Source organism: Streptomyces sp. NBC_00353 (assembly GCF_036108815.1).
Classification (GTDB): Bacteria; Actinomycetota; Actinomycetes; order Streptomycetales; family Streptomycetaceae; genus Streptomyces.
The window spans coordinates 3,832,999-3,852,198 of record NZ_CP107985.1 but is presented as its reverse complement, the minus strand read 5'-3'; the positions used below and the strand labels follow the sequence as shown (position 1 = coordinate 3,852,198).

Sequence of the window (19,200 nt, the reverse complement as noted above, 5' to 3'; positions counted from 1 at the left end):
CCAGGGACGGGGGACGGACAGGGACGAGCCGAGGAGAACCCCGTGGGAGTGCCAGCCGCCAGGCGGGACCGTACGCATTATCTGTATCTCGCCGTGATCGGCGCTGTTGCGCTCGGCATCCTGGTGGGCTTCGTGGCCCCCGGGGTGGCCGTCGAGCTGAAGCCGATCGGTACCGGCTTCGTGAACCTCATCAAGATGATGATCTCGCCGATCATCTTCTGCACGATCGTGCTGGGCGTCGGCTCGGTCCGCAAGGCCGCCAAGGTCGGCGCCGTCGGCGGCCTCGCACTCGGCTACTTCCTGGTGATGTCGACCGTGGCCCTCGGTATCGGTCTGCTGGTCGGCAACATCCTTGAACCGGGCCAGGGTCTCCACCTCACCGAAGCGGTGCGCGCAGCCGGGGAGAAGCAGGCGGCGGGCGCCAGCGAGTCCACCACGGACTTCCTGCTGGGCATCATCCCGACGACGATGGTCTCCGCCTTCACCGAGGGCGAAGTGCTCCAGACCCTGCTGATCGCCCTGCTCGCGGGCTTCGCGCTGCAGGCCATGGGCTCGGTGGGCGAACCGGTCCTGCGCGGCATCGGCCACATCCAGCGTCTTGTCTTCCGCATCCTCGCCATGATCATGTGGGCGGCCCCGGTCGGCGCGTTCGGCGCGATGGCGGCCGTGGTCGGCGAGACCGGCGTCGACGCGCTGAAGTCTCTCGCGATCATCATGGTCGGCTTCTACATCACCTGTGCGATCTTCGTCTTCGTGGTGCTCGGTACGATCCTGCGGCTGGTCGCCGGGGTGAACCTGTTGCTCCTGCTGAAGTACCTGGGCCGCGAGTTCCTGCTGATCCTCTCCACCTCGTCGTCGGAGTCCGCGTTGCCGCGGCTCATCGCCAAGATGGAGCACCTCGGCGTCAGCAAGTCCGTCGCGGGCATCACCGTGCCGACCGGCTACTCGTTCAACCTCGACGGCACCGCCATCTATCTGACGATGTCCTCGCTCTTCATCGCCAACGCGATGGGCGACCCGCTGAGCGCGGGGGAGCAGGTCTCGCTCCTGCTCTTCATGATCGTCGCCTCGAAGGGTGCGGCGGGCGTCACCGGCGCGGGCCTCGCCACGCTGGCGGGCGGCCTGCAGTCCCACCGCCCCGGCCTGGTCGACGGCGTAGGTCTGATCGTCGGCATCGACCGCTTCATGAGCGAGGCCCGCGCCCTGACGAACTTCGCGGGCAACGCGGTCGCCACGGTGCTGGTGGGCACCTGGACCAAGGAGATCGACAAGGAGCGGGTGGACCAGGTGCTCTCCGGCTCCATCCCGTTCGACGAGAAGATGATCACGGATGAGGGACCCACGGAGCCGTACGTCCCGGAGTCCAGGGGCGGCGACGACGAGAAGCCCTTGCTGACGAAGGCGTAACGAGACGAAGGCGTAACGAGGTGAGTGTGCGGCCGGTGCGGGACTCCCGTACCGGCCGCACACGTATGCCGGCCGTGTGTCAGCCGAAGGGGATGTGCACGACCGACTGATTGCCGATCCCGACGGTGCTGGAGCCGTTGCCGATGGCGTTCCAGATCTCCACCTTGACCTTGCCGTTCACCAGGTTGCCCTGGCTCCCGGTCGAGGTCATGAGGCCCTTGCTCTGCGTGTAGTGCTCGTAGCCGGGGACGGGGTCGGTGGGAAAGTAGTTGTACGTCTCCGTCCGGTCCCAGGTCCCGTCGCCCGTACGGTCGTAACTCACCCTCACCTGCTGCCCGTTGGCGACGGTCGTGCCCGCATCGACGAACAGGTCGAACCGGGTGGACCCGCCGTTGTACGTCCGGGTGATGCCGGAGGCGGTGAAGGTCTGCGGGCTGTGCGGGGTGCCGTCGTAGTTGGCGCCGCCGGACGAGGCGAGCGTAGCGGCCGAGCCGGACGCCTCAGCCGCGCCGAGACCGCCACCGGAGCGGAGCGTGAGGTCGGAGGAGCCGGACGGCGGATCGGTCGGGTCCGGTGGATCGGTCGGGTCGGTGCCGCCCCCGCCGCCCTTGGTCCAGACACCGACGTAGTCGACGAGCATGGGGCGGCCCGGGACGGTCTCCGCGGTGGGGGTGCTGCCGCCCAGCGCATTGGGGAACGCACCGCCGATCGCGAGGTTGAGGAGGATGAAGTACCCCGCGTGCTCGGTCATGTTGGCCCAGGTGCCGACGTCCAGCTGGTTCTGGGAGACGGAGTGGAACTGCTGGCCGTCCACGTACCAGCGCAGCACATTGGGGGTGACGGAGCGGTCCCACTCGAACGTGTACGTGTGGAACGCCGACTGGCAACTGGAGCCGGGGCAGGCCCGGTTGTTGGCGATTCCGCTCGTCTCGTTGCACGGGCCGCCCGGGTTGACACCGCAGTGCAGCACGCCCCAGACGGAGTTGATCCCGTTGACGTTCTCCATGATGTCGAACTCGCCGATGCCCGGCCAGTTCCAGTAGTTGCCACGGTACGGGGAGCCGAGCGCCCAGAACGCGGGCCAGTAGCCGAGCGCGGCGTTCCCGGTGACGTTCGGCATCTGGATCCGGCTCTCGATGCGCAGAGTGCCGCCTGCCGGGGCCTTGAAGTCGGAGCGTGTGGTCTCGACCCGGCCGGAGGTCCAGTTGCCCGCACCGTCCCGGAGCGGAGTGATCCGGAGGTTGCCGTTGCCGTCGAGGCTGAGGTTGTCGGGGCTGGCGGTGTAGTTCTGGATCTCACCCGTGCCCCAGTTCGCGGGGCCGCCCGGGTAGGCGTGGCCGGTGTCGATCTGCCAGTTCGCGGCCGAGGGGAGGGAGCGGTCGGCGCCGTTGAAGTCGTCACTCCACTTCAGGTCCCAGCCAGGCGCGGGAGGGACGGCGCCGCGTGCGGACCCGGAGCCGAGGACGGTGGCCAGCCCGGCCAGGACCAGGGCCATCACGGTCAGCGCGGCGAGTGCGGTGGTACGTCTGCGGGGAGTGGAGGTGGGGGAGTGAGCGGGCAGGTGGATGCGGCTCGCGTTCAAGGAACACCTCTCCGGTGGGGGCGGGGGAGCGGGAACGAGGTTCCGGTCTTGAGAGCGCTCTCATGCTTTTTGTAGGTGCACGCCGGGGGGCCGTCAATGGCGACGCACTCTTAACTTCTTGAATGTAAAAGGCAGTTGAAGGAATGCCCGGGCGAGGAGAGCTCCGCGCTTGCCTTGACGCCCGCGTCAACCCTTACGGTCGAAGCATGCGAATCGGGGAGCTGGCCGAGCGGGCCGGGACGACGACGCGGACGCTGCGCTACTACGAGTCACGCGGACTGCTGCCTGCGCGGCGGGCCGTGAACGGGTACCGCACGTACGACGAGGACGATCTGCGGCTGCTGCAGCAGATCCGGACCCTGCAGGACTTCGGGTTCGATCTGGAGGAGACCCGGCCGTTCGTCGAGTGCCTGCGCGCCGGCCACCCGGCCGGTGATGCCTGCCCCGCCTCGCTCGCCGTCTACCGGCGCAAGCTCGGCGAGCTCGACTCGCTCATCGAGCAGCTCCGGTCGGTCCGCGCCCAGGTGGGCGCAGAGCTCGCGAGGGCCGAGCTGGAGGCCGCGGCCGAGCTGCCTGGCGGCCCGGAACCACGTTGTGAACTGGGAGGATGACAGATGATTCATGCAGAGGGCGTGGCCGAGGTCACCGACGCCACCTTCGACGGGGAGGTGCTGGGGGCCGAGCTCCCCGTACTGGTCGAGTTCACCGCCGACTGGTGCGGACCCTGCCGCCAGCTCGCCCCCGTGCTCAGCGCGATCGCCGCCGAGGAAGCCGACCGCATCAAGATCGTCCAGCTCGATGTCGACCACAACCCCGGGATCACGAGCCGGTACGGAGTGCTCTCGATGCCGACCCTGATGGTGTTCCGGTCCGGCGAGCCGGTGCAGTCGATGGTGGGCGCCCGGCCCAAGCGCAGGCTCCTCCAGGAGCTGGAGGACGTGCTCGAGAAGGTGTGAGCAACAACGCTCAGTAGTTTCCGCCACCACAGCTGCTGCTGCCGCCGCAGCTGTGGTGGTGACCTCCTCCGTCGTACGAGGAGCCGTGGGAGCCGTACGAGTCGTGGGAGCTGCCGGATCCGTAGGAGCTGTGGTCGCTGCCGGTACCACTGCTGTCCGGGGTCCGGTCGTCGTCCGGATCCAGTGCCTTTCCGTACTTGATCAGCATCCGGCCCACCGACGGCAGACGGCCCCCGCCCCCGTCCCACCGCCGAGAGCGCCGGCGCTCACCCGGCAGCGCGCTGTGCCCGTCGAACACCACGGCCCCGAGCGCGGCCGATGCCCACAGCTCGCCGGTGCGTATCGCTGCGAGGCGGCGACGGCCCGCCGGGGTCAGCTGACCCCGCGCCGGGCACAGCACCCGCACGGCCAGACAGCAGGCGCCCACCGCGATGAACGGTGCCGTCTGCCGCAGCCCCTGCGGGACGGCCAAGGCGGCCAGGACCGCTGTGCCGCACACCACGACGCCCAGGCCGCGTGCGGCGTACAGACGGGCCAGGGCGCGTGGCGGGGCCATCAGCAGGCCGTACGAGACGAGCCGGTCGCCGATCTCGCGTACGGCGCCCGCCCGCACCGCCCGTACCCGCAGCAGCGTCGGGGTCGTGGAGCCGGAGGTCCGCCACTTCTCGACCACGGCACGCTCCACCGGATGCTCGGGTTCCGACCAGGGCTCGGGCAACCGCAGCCGCCCACCCGACCCGATCACGACGTTGTTGTCACCGCCCCACAGGGTGTGGAGCGCCGCCTCCACCACCCGCTCCGGTCCGCCCGCCAGAAACGCGGCATCGTACGGGCCCAGTTCGGGCGCGCGCTCCCGGCGCCGCCACGGCAGCAGTCGCCGACCGGAGAGGGCCAGGCAGGCGGTGGCAGCGACCAGTGCGGTCGCGGCGTCGACGAGCGTGAGTGTGGTCCACATGGCAGCCCCCGATCCGGATGTGCTCCGGATGAATGTGCGTATGCGAGGGGTATCTCCGTGTGAATCACGGTCAATCCGAACAAGCCTGATTTCAGAGCTTTTTCTGAGCTTGTTCCGAGCCGCTTGCTTCCCCCGTGCTCGCGGGCCGGGCCATCGATCGCACACTTGCGCCCGACTCCGGGCTCGCGGCTCTCCGGGTCGACTCCGGCTTGTGGCGGGGCGTCCTCGCACGGCTGCGCGCCGCGCTCGATGTGACGGGCGCCGCGCCGACCCTCTGCCGAGCGTTTCCATGGACGCAAACAAAAACCCCGGTCCGAATTGACGGCCGGGGTATTTCTTCGCCTATATTGAATAGTTCCGTGTGTGCATACTGTGCAATATGCGGAGAACTTCAATAAACATACTCTATCGCGCCAGGAGCTGAATTGTCAAGCGAGGAAATGCGGCAGGAACAGCAATTCGTCTCCCTCGCCCACGAGCGGCTCGACCAGCTCCGGGCAGCGGCCGAAGCCGCCATGCATGCCACGATCGCGCAGCTCAGCACCGGTCGACAGGCGCGGGTGGAGCGCGATATCGGCGTCGCCGAGCACTCCGCCTCGCTCGCCGCGCTGAATGCCGCCGTCACGGGACTCTGTTTCGGACGGATCGACAGGCGCGACGGAGTCACCCATCACATCGGGCGCATCGGAATCCGGCAGGACGACGCCGAGCGGACCCCGTTGCTGATCGACTGGCGGGCTCCCGTCGCGCGGCCGTTCTATCTCGCGACCGGATATGAACCGATGGGGCTGCGCCGCAGGAGGCACATCACCACGCAGGGGCGCACGGTCACCGACTTGCACGACGAGATCATGGATCTCGCCGACACCACCCGCACCGGATACGAGTCGCACGACGCCGACGAGGTGCTGCTCGCCGCGCTGACCAGCGCCCGCACGGGCCGGATGGGCGACATCGTCTCGACCATCCAGGCCGAGCAGGACCACATCATCCGCGCCCCGCAGCGCGGGGTGCTCGTCGTCGAGGGAGGGCCGGGCACCGGGAAGACCGCGGTCGCGCTGCACCGGGCCGCGTATCTGCTGTACGCGGACCGGGAACAGCTCGCCAAGCGGGCCGTGCTGATCGTCGGGCCCAACCCGGCCTTCCTCGGCTACATCGGCGACGTGCTGCCCTCGCTCGGTGAGACCGGTGTGCTGCTGTCGACGGTCGCCGAACTGTTCCCCGGCGTGCACGCCACCGGCACCGACAGCCCCGCGGCGGCCGCCGTCAAGGGCCGGGCGGACATGGCCGGCGTACTGGCCGAGGCCGTACGGGACCGGCAGCAGGTGCCCGAGAAGGGCGAGCCGCTCGTCATCGCGCACGACGACGGGGAGCTGATCCTCGACTGGGACATGGCAGTCGAAGCGCGGCACAAGGCCCGCGAGACCGGGCTTCCGCACAATCTCGCCCTGCCCACCTTCGCCTTCCGGATCATCGACGATCTCACCACGCAGCTCGCCGACCGCATCGGCGCCGACCCCTACGGCGGACCGAACTTCCTCGGCCCCGACGACATCGCCCAGCTCGGCAAGGGCATCGCCGCCAGCGCGGAGGTGCACGCCGCCATCACCTCCCTGTGGCCCCCGCTCACCCCGCAGGAGTTCCTCGCCGACTATCTGGAGGAGCCCACGCATCTGGCCGAGGACGACGCCGAGCTGCTCCGGCGCGCGAAGAAGGCCGCCTGGACGCCTGCCGACGTGCCCCTCCTCGACGAGGCCGCCGAACTGCTCGGTGCGGACGACTCCGCCGCCCGGGCCGCCGCCGAGGCCGAGCGGGCCCGCCAGATCGCCTACGCGCAGGGCGTCCTCGACGTCTCGTACGCCTCCCGTACCTACGAGTTCGAGGACAAGGAGGACCTCGACGAGGACGCCTCCGAGGTCCTCGCGGCGCACGACATCATCGACGCCGAACGGTTCGCCGAGCGTCAGGAGGAGGCCGACCACCGCAGCGCCGCCGAGCGCGCCGCCGCCGACCGGACCTGGGCGTTCGGGCACATCATCGTCGACGAGGCACAGGAGCTGTCGGCCATGGCCTGGCGGCTGCTGATGCGCCGCAGCCCGACCCGCTCGATGACCCTGGTCGGCGACCCGGCCCAGACCGGCGACCTGGCAGGCTGCGACTCCTGGCAGGAGATCCTCGCGCCGTACGTCCAGGACCGCTGGCAGCTCGCCCGGCTCGGGGTCAACTACCGTACGCCCGCCGAGATCATGGAGTACGCGGCCGAACGGCGCCGGGCCACCGATCCCGCCTTCGAACCCCCGCGCTCCATCCGCGCCACCGGTGCACGGCCCTGGGAGCGCACCCTGCCGCTCGCCGAGGTGGCCGGGCTCGCCGAGGCGGAGACCCCGGCGGAGGGCAGGCTCGCCGTCATCGCCCCGCGTGAGCTCCACGCGCAACTCACCGGACTCGACGACGGGCCGCTGGATCTGCACCGGCCCGTCGTCCTGCTCGACCCGCGCCAGGCCAAGGGCCTGGAGTTCGACACGGTTCTCGTCGTCGCGCCCGGGCTGATGACCCCCAACGATCTCTATGTGGCGCTGACCCGGGCCACCCAGCGGCTCGGGATCATCACACCGGCTTCAGCCACACCGTCGCCAGCGGCGGCAGAGTGAGCTGGACGCTCGTGCGGTGACCGTGGGCGGCGACGGACTCCGGCTTCAGCGGATCCGGGTTGAGGACGTCACCGCCGCCGTACCGTGCCGCGTCCGTGTTGAGCACCTCCGCCCAGGCGGACACGGACGGCGGCACGCCCAGCCGGTACTCGTGGCGGACCACCGGCGAGAAGTTCGACACCGCGAGCAGCGGCGAACCGTCCGCGTCGAAACGCAGGAAGGCGAAGACGTTGTCCTCGGCGGCTCCGCCGTCGACCCAGGCGAAGCCCTCGGGGACGGTGTCCCGCTGCCACAGCGCCGGTGTCGCCCCGTACACCGCGTTCAGCTCACGCACCAGGTCCCGTACGCCCCGGTGGTCCGCCTCCGCCGCGTACGACGGGTCGAGCAGCCACCAGTCCGGGCCGTGGCCCTCCGACCACTCGGCGCCCTGGGCGAACTCCTGCCCCATGAACAGCAGCTGCTTGCCCGGGTGCGCCCACATGAAGCCGAGATACGCCCGGTGGTTGGCGCGCTGCTGCCACCAGTCGCCGGGCATCTTCGACACCAGCGCCCGCTTGCCGTGCACCACCTCGTCGTGCGAGATCGGCAGCACGTAGTTCTCGCTGTACGCGTACACCATCGAGAAGGTCATCTCGTCGTGGTGGTACTTGCGGTGGACCGGCTCCTTCGAGACGTACTCCAAGGAGTCGTGCATCCAGCCCATGTTCCACTTCAGTCCGAAGCCGAGCCCGCCGAAGCCGCCGGGGCCGACATGGTGGGTGGCGCGCGTGACGCCGTCCCAGGCGGTGGACTCCTCGGCGATGGTGACGACGCCGGGATTCCGCCGGTACACGGTGGCGTTCATCTCCTGGAGGAAGGCGACAGCATCCAGGTTCTCCCGGCCGCCGTGCTCGTTCGGGGACCATCCCCCGTCCTCGCGCGAGTAGTCGAGGTAGAGCATCGAGGCGACGGCGTCGACCCGCAGCCCGTCGATGTGGAACTCCTCGCACCAGTACGTGGCGTTGGCGACCAGGAAGTTGCGCACCTCCGTGCGGCCGAAGTCGAACTCGAGCGTGCCCCAGTCGGGGTGTGCGGCGCGTGCCGGGTCCGAGTGCTCGTACAGCGGGCGGCCGTCGAACTCGGCGAGCGCCCAGTCGTCGCGCGGGAAGTGCGCGGGCACCCAGTCGACGATGACGCCGATGCCGGACCGGTGCAGCGCGTCGATCAGATACCGGAAGTCGTCGGGGGTGCCCATGCGTGAGGTCGGGGCGAAGAAGCCGGTGACCTGATAGCCCCAGGAGCCGCCGAAGGGATGCTCGGAGACCGGCATCAGCTCCACATGTGTGAACCCCAGATCCCTTACATAGGCCGGGAGTTGCTCGGCGAGCCGGCGGTACGTGAGTCCCGGCCGCCAGGACGGCAGGTGCACCTCGTACACGGACAACGGTGCCTCGTGCACGGGTACGTCCCCGCGGTGCGCCATCCACTCCTGGTCCTGCCACTCATGGTGCGAGGCCGTCACGACCGAGGCATTGGCGGGCGGGACCTCGGTGTGGCGGGCCATCGGGTCGGCGCGCACCGTGTGCGTACCGTCCGGGCGGCAGATGTCGAACTTGTAGAGCGCACCCTCGCCGATCGCGGGGAGGAACAGCTCCCAGACCCCGCTGGAACCGAGCGAACGCATCGGGAAGCCCGTGCCGTCCCAGTAGTTGAAGTCCCCCATGACCCGCACACCGCGGGCATTGGGCGCCCAGACGGTGAACCGCGTACCGGCGACCCCCTGGTGCTCCATGGGCTGTGCGCCGAGGGCGGTCCACAGCTCCTCGTGCCGCCCCTCGCCGATCAGATGCAGATCGAGATCGCCGAGCGCGGGCAGGAAGCGGTACGGGTCATGGACCTCGATCTCGTTGTCCGCGTAGCCGACCAGGAGTTGGTACTCGGGGACGGACGGCATCGGCAGCAGTCCGGAGAAGAGGCCGTCGCCGTCGTCGTGCAGCTCGGTCCGCAGCCCCTTGGCGAGCACGGTCACCGATCGCGCGTACGGACGGAGCACCCGGATCGCCACACCGCCGCGGACCATGTGCGCGCCGAGCAGATCGTGCGGGGCATGGTGCTCACCGGCGAGCAGCCGGCCCCGGTCGGCGTCGTCGAGGGCCCGCACCGGCCGGACGCCGCGACCACCGCCACGCCGCGGCCGCGGGGGAGAGGCATCGGCCCGCTTCTCTGCTGTCTTCTTCCGCTTGGCCGGGGTGGTCGCCGAGCCCGCGGGTGCCGAGGGTGCTGCACTGGCCTTGGAGGCTGAGAGTGCCGTGGTGGCCGCTGGGGCTGCGGAGGCCGGCTTGTCCGCGGGCGCTGATGGGGTCGCGGTGGGATCGGGCGCGTTGCGGGACGACTTGCGGGCGGTCACAGGGACAGCCTCCTCGAGGGGTGTTGGTGAGGCAGGAATCAGGTGGCCCGGGCAGGGAAGGAGCCGCCCGGCCGAAGAAGCGCGCACCGCGCGGGGCATCAGTCGACGGCGGCGGCCAGGCGGTGGATCGCGGCCATCGGGACCGGCAGCCAGTCGGGCCGGTGCCGGGCCTCGTACAGCACCTCGTACACCGCCTTGTCGGTCTCATGAGCCCGCAACAACTCCGGTTCGCTGCGCGGATCGACGCCCGCTGCCTCCGCATACCCGTCGCAGTACGCCGATCGGCAGCGGGCCGCCCACTCGGCGTTCCAGGGCCGGTGCGAGCGGGCCGCGTAGTCGAAGGAGCGGAGCATGCCCGCGATGTCGCGCACCGGCGGCTGCGGACGGCGGCGTTCCAGGAGCGGGCGCGTCGGTTCGCCCTCGAAGTCGATCAGTGACCAGAAACCGTCGGCCGCGCGCAGCGTCTGGCCGAGGTGGAGGTCGCCGTGGACGCGCTGTGCGGCCCAGCTGCGGCCCTTGTGGCCCAGCGCGGCAACGGCGTCGAACGCGGTGCGCAGCCCGGGGACGTAGGGCACGAGAGCCGGCACCGCCTGGGCGGCCGCCTCCAGCCGCTGCAGCATGCCGGCGGCGAGATGCTCGGTCTGGGCGCTGCCCAGCACGGGCGTCGGCAGGGCGGTGGCGAGCGCCGTGTGCACCTCGGCCGTGGCCCGTCCGAGGGCGCGGGCCTCGCGGGTGAAGTCGTGGCCCGCGCCCAGCGCGCGCAGCGCCAGCTGCCAGCCGTCCTCCGCGCCGCGCAGGAACGGCTGGAGAACGCCGAGGGTGAGTGGCTCCGGGGCCGTCGCCTCGAACCAGGCGACGGGTTCCGGCACCCGCCCGCAGCCCTCCCGGGAGAGAGCGAGCGGCAGTTCCAGATCCGGGTTGGTGCCGGGGAAGACCCGGCGGAAGATCTTGAAGATATAGGCGTTGCCGAAAACGAGGGAGGAGTTGGACTGCTCGGTGTCGAGCACGCGGGGGGTGAGTCCGGCAGGGATGGGGGCCGCGCCCCGGTCGAAGCGGAGGGTGCCGAGGGTGCCGGGGGTACGGAGCCGCTCCAGCAGGAGTTCGGCGAGGCGAGGGTCGTGCAGCCCCTCGTAGACCGTCCGGCCGGCGAGCGGGCCGCCCGCCACATGGCCGATGAGGGCCGGGGCGAGCCGTGGCGGCAGCGTGGACCGTACCCCGAGCAGCATTTGGTAGCAGTCGTCGGGCGACTGGGCGGGCAGGGACGGCTGGTGGACCCGGATCAGCAGATGGAGCAGTCCCGGCCCCGTCCCGGAGCCGGTCCCCTGGCCGATGCCGGCGGAATCGGCATCCACCGGCAGTATTTCGGTCGCCGAGACAAGGGAGAAGGCCGTGATCGGCCGTCCCTTGCCCGCGAACCACCGCTGCCGGGGCAGCCATTCATGCAGCAGTGGGGCGAGTGACGGGAGCAGGGCTGTGCTGTTCGCGAGGGCGACCCGAGTGGATGCAGCCTCCGACATGGCATCGCGTCCTTTCCCCGGGCACACCACAGGATGCGAAGAGTGTCCCGGATTGCGGCAATAGCTGTCCGGCTGTGCGGGACGTGTCGGGTCAGGATGGTCCGTACGGACTCGACGTGAGGGCCTCGAAAAGGCACGAGGCCCCGGAAGGACTCGATCTGCTCCGGGAGAGCCGCCCCGAAGGGCCCCGAAGTTCTGTAACTGTCTGAAGAGCCCTGAAGAACCCCGAAGAGCCCTGAAGAGCTCGATGTGGGGGAGACTGCCCCGTGCGGGGCGGCGGAAACCGCCCCGCGATCTGTGGCGGGAATTGACGCCGTATCAGCTCGGCGGCGCGTCCTTCCGCAACCGGAACCAGTAGAACCCGTGCCCGGCGAGAGTCAGCAGATAGGGCCACTGACCGATCGCGGGGAAGCGCACCCCACCGATCAGCTCCACCGGATGACGCCCGTTGAACAACCGCAGATCGAGCTCCGTCGGCTGCGCGAACCGCGAGAAGTTGTGCACGCACAGGACGAGATCGTCCTTGTACTCACGGGTGAAGGCGAGCACGGCGGGGTTCGATGACGGCAGTTCGCTGTACGAGCCGAGACCGAACGCCCGATTCTGCTTACGGATCTCGATCATCCGCCGTGTCCAGTGCAGCAGCGACGACGGCGAGGCCATCGACGCCTCGACATTGGTCACTTGGTAGCCGTAGACCGGATCCATGATCGTGGGGAGATAGAGGCGCCCCGGATCGCTGGAGGAGAATCCCGCGTTCCGGTCGGGCGTCCACTGCATCGGGGTCCGTACGGCGTCCCGGTCGCCCAGCCAGATGTTGTCGCCCATCCCGATCTCGTCCCCGTAGTACAGAATCGGGGAGCCCGGCAGGGACAGGAGCAGCGCCGTGAACAGCTCGATCTGGTTGCGGTCGTTGTCCAGCAGGGGCGCGAGCCGCCGCCGGATGCCGATGTTCGCCCGCATCCGAGGATCCTTGGCGTACTCCGCGTACATGTAGTCGCGCTCTTCGTCCGTGACCATCTCGAGCGTGAGCTCGTCGTGGTTGCGCAGGAAGATGCCCCACTGACAGCCGGACGGGATCTCCGGGGTCTTCGCCAGGATTTCGGAGACCGGGTAGCGGCTCTCGCGCCGTACGGCCATGAAGATCCGCGGCATCACCGGGAAGTGGAAGGCCATGTGGCATTCGTCGCCGCCGGCCGGGAAGTCGCCGAAGTAGTCGACGACGTCTTCCGGCCACTGATTGGCTTCGGCGAGCAGCACGGTGTCCGGGTAGTGCGCGTCGATCTCCTTGCGGAGCCGCTTGAGGAACTGGTGGGTCTCCGGGAGGTTCTCGCAGTTGGTGCCCTCCCGCTGGTAGAGGTACGGCACGGCGTCGACGCGGAAGCCGTCGATACCGAGGTCCAGCCAGAAGCGGAGTGCGGAGATGATCTCCTCCTGCACCGCCGGGTTCTCGTAGTTGAGATCGGGCTGGTGGGAGAAGAACCGGTGCCAGTAGTACTGCTTGCGCACCGGGTCGAAGGTCCAGTTGGACGTCTCGGTGTCGACGAAGATGACCCGGGCGTCCTGGAACTGCTTGTCGTCGTCGGCCCAGACGTAGTAGTCGCCGTACGGGCCGTCGGGGTCGCTGCGGGACTGCTGGAACCAGTCGTGCTGATCGCTCGTGTGGTTCATGACGAAGTCGATGATCACGCGCATTCCGCGCTGGTGCGAGGCATCGACGAACTCCACGAAGTCGGCGAGATCGCCGAACTCCGGCAGTACCGCGGTGTAGTCGGAGACGTCGTAGCCGCCGTCGCGCAGCGGCGACTTGAAGAACGGCGGCAGCCAGAGGCAGTCGACGCCCAGCCACTGCAGGTAGTCCAACTTGGCGGTGAGACCCTTGAGGTCACCGATGCCGTCACCGTTGGAGTCCTGGAAGGACCGGACGAGGACCTCGTAGAAGACGGCGCGCTTGAACCAGTCGGGATCGCGGTCCTTGGCGGGGGTGTCCTCGAACTTGTCGTGGACAGGCTCATTGACAATCATGGTGTGGGTGACCCTCCGGTCGGCGGGGACGGTCGCAGGACGACGACGTGCGCGGGCGTGACGCCCGGCTCTAGGCGCACATAGAAGTTCCTGCCCCAGTGATAGGTGTGGCCGGTGAGCTCGTCGCGCACCGGCACGGTCTCGTGCCAGTCGAGGCCGAGTTGCGGCATGTCCAACGAGACCGTGGCCTCCTGGGTGTGGTGAGGGTCGAGGTTGACGACCACCAGAACGATGTTCGAACCCGAGCGCTTGCTGTACACGATCAGCGCGTCGTTGTCGGCGGAGTGGAAGTGCACGTCACGCAGCTGTTGCAGGGCAGGGTGGCGGCGCCTGATCCGGTTGAGCGAGGTGATGAGCGGAGCCAGGGAACGGCCTTCGCGCTCCGCCGACTCCCAGTCCCTGGGACGGATTTCGTACTTCTCCGAGTTCAGGTACTCCTCACTGCCGGCCCGCACCGCGGTGTTCTCGCACAGCTCGTACCCCGCGTACACGCCCCAGGTCGGCGAGAGCGTCGCGGCGAGCACGGCCCGGGCCTCGAAGGCCGGACGTCCGCCGTCCTGGAGATAGCCCGGCAGGATGTCGGGAGTGTTCACGAAGAAGTTGGGCCGCATGTAGGAGGCCGCGTCACCCGACAGCTCGGTGACGTATTCGGTGAGCTCCTGCTTGGTGTTGCGCCAGGTGAAGTACGTGTACGACTGCTGGAAACCGACCGTCGCGAGCGTGTGCATCATCGCGGGGCGGGTGAACGCCTCGGCCAGGAAGATCACATCGGGGTCGGTGCGATTGATGTCGGCGATCACCTTCTCCCAGAAGACCACCGGTTTGGTGTGCGGATTGTCGACGCGGAAGATCCGTACGCCGTGGTCCATCCAGAACCGGAGGATGCGGAGGGTCTCCGCGACCAGGCCGCGCAGATCCTTGTCGAAGGCGATCGGATAGATGTCCTGATACTTCTTGGGCGGGTTCTCGGCGTAGGCGATGCTGCCGTCCGGCCGGTGGTGGAACCACTCGGGGTGCGTCTCCACCCACGGATGGTCGGGGGAGCACTGGAGCGCGAAGTCCAGCGCGATCTCCATACGCAAGGTGCGGGCGGTCTCGACGAAGTGGTCGAAGTCGTCGAGCGTGCCGAGCTCGGGGTGCACGGCATCGTGCCCCCCTTCGGCCGAACCGATCGCCCACGGCACCCCGACATCGTGGGCGGCGGGGGACAACGAGTTGTTGGGGCCCTTGCGGTGGGTGGTTCCGATGGGGTGGATGGGCGGGAGATAGACGACGTCGAACCCCATGGCGGCGACAGCGGGAAGCCGCTCGGCAGCGGTACGGAACGTGCCGCTGATGATCCTTCCCTGCTGTTGCTCCTCCGTCCTGGCCGAAGCCTTCCCCGCCCTGCCCTTCTTGGCGGCCTTGGTCGCCTTCACCGGCTCGACCGGTTCGATCCTGGCCCCCTCGGACCGGGGGAACAGCTCGTACCAGGAACCGAACAGGGCCCGTCGGCGCTCGACGACGAGGGGCAGCGGCCTGGCCGCGGTGACCAGCTCGCGCAGCGGGTGGCGGGCGAGTGCGGCGGTTGCCTCGGGAGCGAGCGCGGCGGCGAGCCGGGCGGCGGCCGGACGGGACTCGTCACGAAGCGCGTCGGCCGCGGCCAGCACCGCCTCGCGCCCGTCCCGTTTCGGTACGCCCTCGGCGGCCCGTTCGTACAGCGCGGCGCCCTCGGCCAGGACGAGCGCGGAGTCGATCCCGGCGGGGATCTTGATCTGGGCATGCTGACGCCAGGTGGTCACCGGATCGCTCCAGGCCTCGACCGTGTACGTCCAGCGCCCTTCGGAGTCGGGGGTGACATCGGCGCCCCAGCGGTCGGAGCCGGGGGCGAGCTCGCGCATCGGTGTCCACGGGCCGGTTCGTCCACTCGGATCCCGCAGAACCGCATTGGCGGCGACCGCGTCATGGCCTTCACGGAACACGGTGGCCGTGACCTGGAAGGTCTCACCGGCAACGGCCTTCGCGGGCCTTCTGCCGCAGTCGACGAGCGGGCGGACGTCGAGGACGGGAATGCGACCGATCATGGAATCACCTGGGGACTGGAGCTCGGGCTGCACGGGGCGCGGCGAGGCCGGGAAGGGCTGAGCGAGTACGCCGCGACTGTGAGGGTCCGTCCTTTCTAGCTGCTCCGTTGTCGGCTGATGGGGTGTGAGCATGGCCGCTCCTGTCCGCGTTCACTCGAATGGCACTCGAATGGCTGGGGCACGGGTGTGGTGTACGGGTGGGGACCGGATGCACACCGGACCCGTACGCACTGCATACGAGCCGCTGCTGGATCACAGATGATCCGCATTCGGGTGGTATTCGGGCTGTGTACCGCAGAAGCCTTCCCACCGTTCTCGGGGGGCCAATCCGGTGGTTTGTTAACTACTCGGGCGTAGTTGTGAAGGTCTGAATGCGCCGGGCTCCGTCCCCGGTGACGGGGCGGCCGGCGCGGTCGTCCTGCCGGTGCTCGGGCGTGCCGTGCCGGGCATCGGGCGTCGTCGTGTCCGTCCCATGAGCCGAAACCTCCTCGTCGACGTGGAACTCGCCGCACGGAGTCGCGCCGGTGGCCGGCCGGTCCGCCCCGACCCCGTACGCGCCACACGGCAGCCTTCCCTGTGGGATGAGGTGCCACAAGGCCGCCCGAGGGGGTGGAATCGGCCATAACCCCCGTGGCGGATGTGCAGTGATTTGCTCCGAGGGGGCAGTGATACGGAGGGGACCCATGCCTGCGGGGCTTCGGTCGGGGGCGTGGCCGGGGCGGGCGGCTCACCGGGCGTCGCCCGGTGTGAGCCGGTCGCGCGCCGTGGTTTCGCAGTACGGCACACCGCTACCGTCGAGGGTGACGGAGAGGGCGCACACCGTGGTGCGTCCCCTCGGATTCGTACGTCCCCTGTAAAGGTGGAATACGTGAAGGCCATTCGTCGATTCACCGTGCGTCCCGTCCTCCCCGACCCCCTTCAACCGCTCAGCGACCTCGCCCGCAACCTGCGCTGGTCCTGGCACACCGAGACACGTGAGCTCTTCCAGGCCGTCGCCCCGGAGGGCAGCCGGGCGGCGGACTCCGACCCTGTACGTCTGCTCGGCGCCGTCTCCGCCGGGCGGCTCGCCGAGCTGGCCCGGGACGAGCAGTTCCTGCACCGGCTCAACGAGGTGTCCGGCGCCCTCCAGGAGTATCTGGACGGTCCGAGGTGGTACCAGGAGCAGCAGGCGCAGGGCACGGAACTGCCGGCCGCCGTGGCGTACTTCTCGCCCGAGTTCGGCGTGGCCGCAGCCCTTCCCCAGTACTCCGGCGGACTCGGCATCCTTGCCGGGGACCATCTGAAGGCCGCCAGCGACCTGGGCGTACCCCTCGTCGGGGTGGGGCTGCTCTACCGGCACGGCTACTTCCGCCAGAGCCTGTCGCGCGAAGGCTGGCAGCAGGAGCACTATCCCGTCCTCGACCCGAACGAACTGCCACTCACCCTGTTGCGCGAGGCCGACGGAACACCGAGCCAAGTGGTACTGGACCTTCCCGGCGGCCGCTCGCTCCACGCCCGCATCTGGCAGGCCCAGGTCGGCCGCATCCCGCTCCTTCTGCTCGACTCCGACGTGGAGGAGAACGCGCCCGGCGAACGCGATGTCACCGACCGGCTCTACGGCGGCGGCAGTGAGCACCGTCTGTTGCAGGAGATGCTGCTCGGCATCGGCGGGGTAAGGGCCGTACGGACGTACTGCCGGCTCACGGGGCAGGCGGAGCCTGAGGTGTTCCACACCAACGAGGGACACGCCGGCTTCCTCGGGCTGGAGCGCATTCGCGAACTCTCCGGCACCGGGCTGGATTTCGACTCCTCGGTCGAGGCGGTGCGGGCCGGCACGGTCTTCACCACCCATACCCCGGTGCCTGCCGGAATCGACCGCTTCGACCGGGAGCTCATCGCCCGCCACTTCGGCGACGACGGTGAACTGGCGGGCGTGGGCGTCGAACGGATCCTGCAGCTGGGCATGGAGACCTACCCCGGCGGTGAGCCCGGTCTCTTCAACATGGCGGTCATGGGCCTGCGGCTGGCCCAGCGTGCCAACGGTGTCTCCACCCTGCACGGCGCGGTCAGCCGGAAGATGTTCGCGGGACTGTGGCCGGGATTCGACGCTGCGGAGGTGCCGATCACCTCGGTGACCAACGGCGTGCACGCGCCCACGTGGGTCGCGCCCGAGATCTTCGAACTCCGGGACCGGTACGGGGGCACGCCGGGACGCTGGGATGCGGCAGCCGGGATCCCGGACCGGGAGATCTGGGACCTGCGGCGGAACCTGCGCGAACAGCTGGTGACCGAGGTCCGCGAAAGGCTCTCCGCCTCGTGGCGCACGCGGGGCGCGGAGCCGGCCGAACTCGGCTGGATCGACGGTGTGCTGGACCCGGACGTACTGACCATCGGCTTCGCCCGCCGCGTGCCCTCGTACAAGCGGCTGACCCTGATGCTGCGCGACCGTCACCGGCTGATGGAACTGCTGCTCCACCCGACCCGGCCGATTCAGATCGTTGTCGCAGGCAAGGCACACCCTGCCGACGACAGTGGCAAGCGGCTGGTCCAGGAGCTGGTGCGGTTCTCCGACGACCCCAGGGTCCGCCATCGCATCGTCTTCCTGCCCGACTACGGGATGGCGATGGCACAGAAGCTCTACCCGGGCTGCGACGTCTGGCTCAACAACCCGCTGCGCCCGCTGGAGGCGTGCGGCACGAGCGGGATGAAGGCTGCCCTCAACGGCTGTCTCAATCTGTCCGTGCTCGACGGCTGGTGGGACGAGTGGTTCGAACCGGACTTCGGCTGGGCGATCCCGACCGCGGACGGGTCCGCGATGGACGAGGACCGGCGCGACGAGCTGGAGGCGAATGCCCTCTACGAACTGATCGAGGAGCGGGTCGCACCACGCTTCTACGACCGGGGCGCCGAAGGGCTGCCCGAGCGCTGGGTCGAGATGGTCCGCCGCACGGTGGGCTCCCTGGGGCCCAAGGTTCTGGCGGGACGCATGGTGCGTGAGTACGTGGAGCGGTTGTACGCACCGGCCGCGCTGGCCCACCGCTCCCTGGACGCCGCCACGGCGCGGGAACTCGCGGACTGGAAGGCCCGGGTCCGTGCGGCTTGGCCGCGGGTCGCCGTCGACCACGTGGAGGCCGTGGCACCGAGCACTGCGGGCAGTTCGGCCGAGCTGGGGTCCACGCTGGCGCTGCGGGTCCGGATCGCCCTCGGAGCACTGGAGCCGGACGATGTGGAGGTGCAGGCGGTGGCCGGGCGGGTCGACTCCGCCGACGCGATCTCGGATGCCCAGGTCTTCCCGCTGAAGCCGACCGGTGGTCAGGACCTGGAGGGCCGCTGGTTGTACGAGGGGCCGCTCGCCCTCGACCGCACGGGGCCCTACGGCTACACCGTGCGGGTACTTCCTGCCCACCCGCTGCTTGCGACCAGTGCGGAACTGGGCCTGGTCGCCCTGCCGACGGAAGCGACGGGAGACGGTGCGGGCGTGCTGATGCGCTGATGTCCCGACACCTGGGGCCCGGTACCTGCGAGGTGCCGGGCTCCTTCGTTCTCTGAACGCAATGCCTTGACGTGTCCATGGGATGCATTTAAGTTCCTCACTCATTGCAGAGTTCACAACTCGACTCGATGTTCATGTCTGTGAACCGAACTGGTTCTGGTGAGAGTTGCTGAACCTCCTCCGCAC

General features: G+C 69.4%; 11 protein-coding genes. 5 read left to right on the top strand and 6 right to left on the bottom strand.

Annotated elements, in window-relative coordinates:
• Positions 1–42 precede the first annotated feature (42 nt).
• Entirely contained in the window at positions 43–1,407 is a 1,365-nt protein-coding gene (locus tag OHA88_RS17350; RefSeq protein ID WP_328626204.1) for a cation:dicarboxylate symporter family transporter, read from the top strand.
• A 79-nt stretch (positions 1,408–1,486) separates the two neighbouring features.
• Here OHA88_RS17350 and OHA88_RS17345 read toward each other — a convergent pair whose 3' ends face one another.
• Positions 1,487–2,902: a family 16 glycosylhydrolase gene (locus tag OHA88_RS17345; protein ID WP_328629714.1), complete on the bottom strand. Its 1,416-nt coding sequence runs from the start codon at positions 2,900–2,902 to the stop codon at positions 1,487–1,489.
• 293 nt (positions 2,903–3,195) lie between these two features.
• Here OHA88_RS17345 and OHA88_RS17340 point away from each other — a divergent pair, with 293 nt between their 5' ends.
• Both OHA88_RS17340 and trxA read left to right on the top strand, forming a co-directional pair.
• Complete coding sequence (locus OHA88_RS17340) at positions 3,196–3,600, top strand: MerR family transcriptional regulator (protein WP_093772475.1); 405 nt, start codon at positions 3,196–3,198, stop codon at positions 3,598–3,600.
• Positions 3,601–3,603: 3 nt separating this feature from the next.
• Positions 3,604–3,945, top strand: coding sequence for a thioredoxin (gene trxA / locus OHA88_RS17335; RefSeq protein WP_328626203.1), 342 nt, complete (start codon positions 3,604–3,606; stop codon positions 3,943–3,945).
• A 10-nt stretch (positions 3,946–3,955) separates the two neighbouring features.
• Here the strand turns inward: trxA and OHA88_RS17330 are convergent, their stop codons facing one another.
• Complete coding sequence (locus OHA88_RS17330) at positions 3,956–4,900, bottom strand: TIGR04222 domain-containing membrane protein (RefSeq protein WP_328626202.1); 945 nt, start codon at positions 4,898–4,900, stop codon at positions 3,956–3,958.
• 440 nt (positions 4,901–5,340) lie between these two features.
• Here OHA88_RS17330 and OHA88_RS17325 point away from each other — a divergent pair, with 440 nt between their 5' ends.
• Positions 5,341–7,551, top strand: coding sequence for a HelD family protein (locus tag OHA88_RS17325; protein ID WP_328629713.1), 2,211 nt, complete (start codon positions 5,341–5,343; stop codon positions 7,549–7,551).
• Here OHA88_RS17325 and glgB read toward each other — a convergent pair.
• The 4 genes from glgB to OHA88_RS17305 form a co-directional block, all read right to left on the bottom strand.
• Positions 7,508–9,937, bottom strand: a complete 2,430-nt coding sequence (gene glgB, locus OHA88_RS17320) for a 1,4-alpha-glucan branching enzyme (RefSeq protein ID WP_328626201.1) — start codon at positions 9,935–9,937, stop codon at positions 7,508–7,510. The two genes, OHA88_RS17325 and glgB, sit on opposite strands and share 44 nt — an antisense overlap.
• A 98-nt stretch (positions 9,938–10,035) precedes the next feature.
• The gene (locus tag OHA88_RS17315) at positions 10,036–11,454 is read right to left on the bottom strand and encodes a maltokinase N-terminal cap-like domain-containing protein (protein WP_328626200.1); all 1,419 of its coding nucleotides are present in this window, start codon (positions 11,452–11,454) and stop codon (positions 10,036–10,038) included.
• 318 nt (positions 11,455–11,772) lie between these two features.
• Positions 11,773–13,479, bottom strand: coding sequence for a maltose alpha-D-glucosyltransferase (treS, locus tag OHA88_RS17310; RefSeq protein WP_328626199.1), 1,707 nt, complete (start codon positions 13,477–13,479; stop codon positions 11,773–11,775).
• Positions 13,476–15,542 carry an alpha-1,4-glucan--maltose-1-phosphate maltosyltransferase gene (locus OHA88_RS17305; RefSeq protein ID WP_328626198.1) on the bottom strand — a complete coding sequence of 689 codons (2,067 nt, stop codon included), beginning with the start codon at positions 15,540–15,542 and terminating at the stop codon, positions 13,476–13,478. The genes treS and OHA88_RS17305 overlap by 4 nt, the downstream gene beginning before the upstream one ends.
• A gap of 868 nt (positions 15,543–16,410) precedes the next feature.
• On the opposite strand from OHA88_RS17305, the gene glgP reads away from it, so the two are divergent.
• Complete coding sequence (gene glgP, locus OHA88_RS17300) at positions 16,411–19,014, top strand: alpha-glucan family phosphorylase (protein WP_328626197.1); 2,604 nt, start codon at positions 16,411–16,413, stop codon at positions 19,012–19,014.
• The last annotated feature ends 186 nt before the right edge of the window (positions 19,015–19,200 follow it).

Coding starts and splice junctions, on each gene's coding strand:
- OHA88_RS17345 (WP_328629714.1), bottom strand. CDS start 2,902: ATGGCCCTGGTCCTGGCCGGGCTGGCCACCGTCCTCGGCTCCGGGTCC.
- OHA88_RS17340 (WP_093772475.1), top strand. CDS start 3,196: ATGCGAATCGGGGAGCTGGCCGAGCGGGCCGGGACGACGACGCGGACG.
- trxA (WP_328626203.1), top strand. CDS start 3,604: ATGATTCATGCAGAGGGCGTGGCCGAGGTCACCGACGCCACCTTCGAC.
- OHA88_RS17330 (WP_328626202.1), bottom strand. CDS start 4,900: ATGTGGACCACACTCACGCTCGTCGACGCCGCGACCGCACTGGTCGCT.
- OHA88_RS17325 (WP_328629713.1), top strand. CDS start 5,341: ATGCGGCAGGAACAGCAATTCGTCTCCCTCGCCCACGAGCGGCTCGAC.
- OHA88_RS17315 (WP_328626200.1), bottom strand. CDS start 11,454: ATGTCGGAGGCTGCATCCACTCGGGTCGCCCTCGCGAACAGCACAGCC.
- treS (WP_328626199.1), bottom strand. CDS start 13,479: ATGATTGTCAATGAGCCTGTCCACGACAAGTTCGAGGACACCCCCGCC.
- OHA88_RS17305 (WP_328626198.1), bottom strand. CDS start 15,542: ATGATCGGTCGCATTCCCGTCCTCGACGTCCGCCCGCTCGTCGACTGC.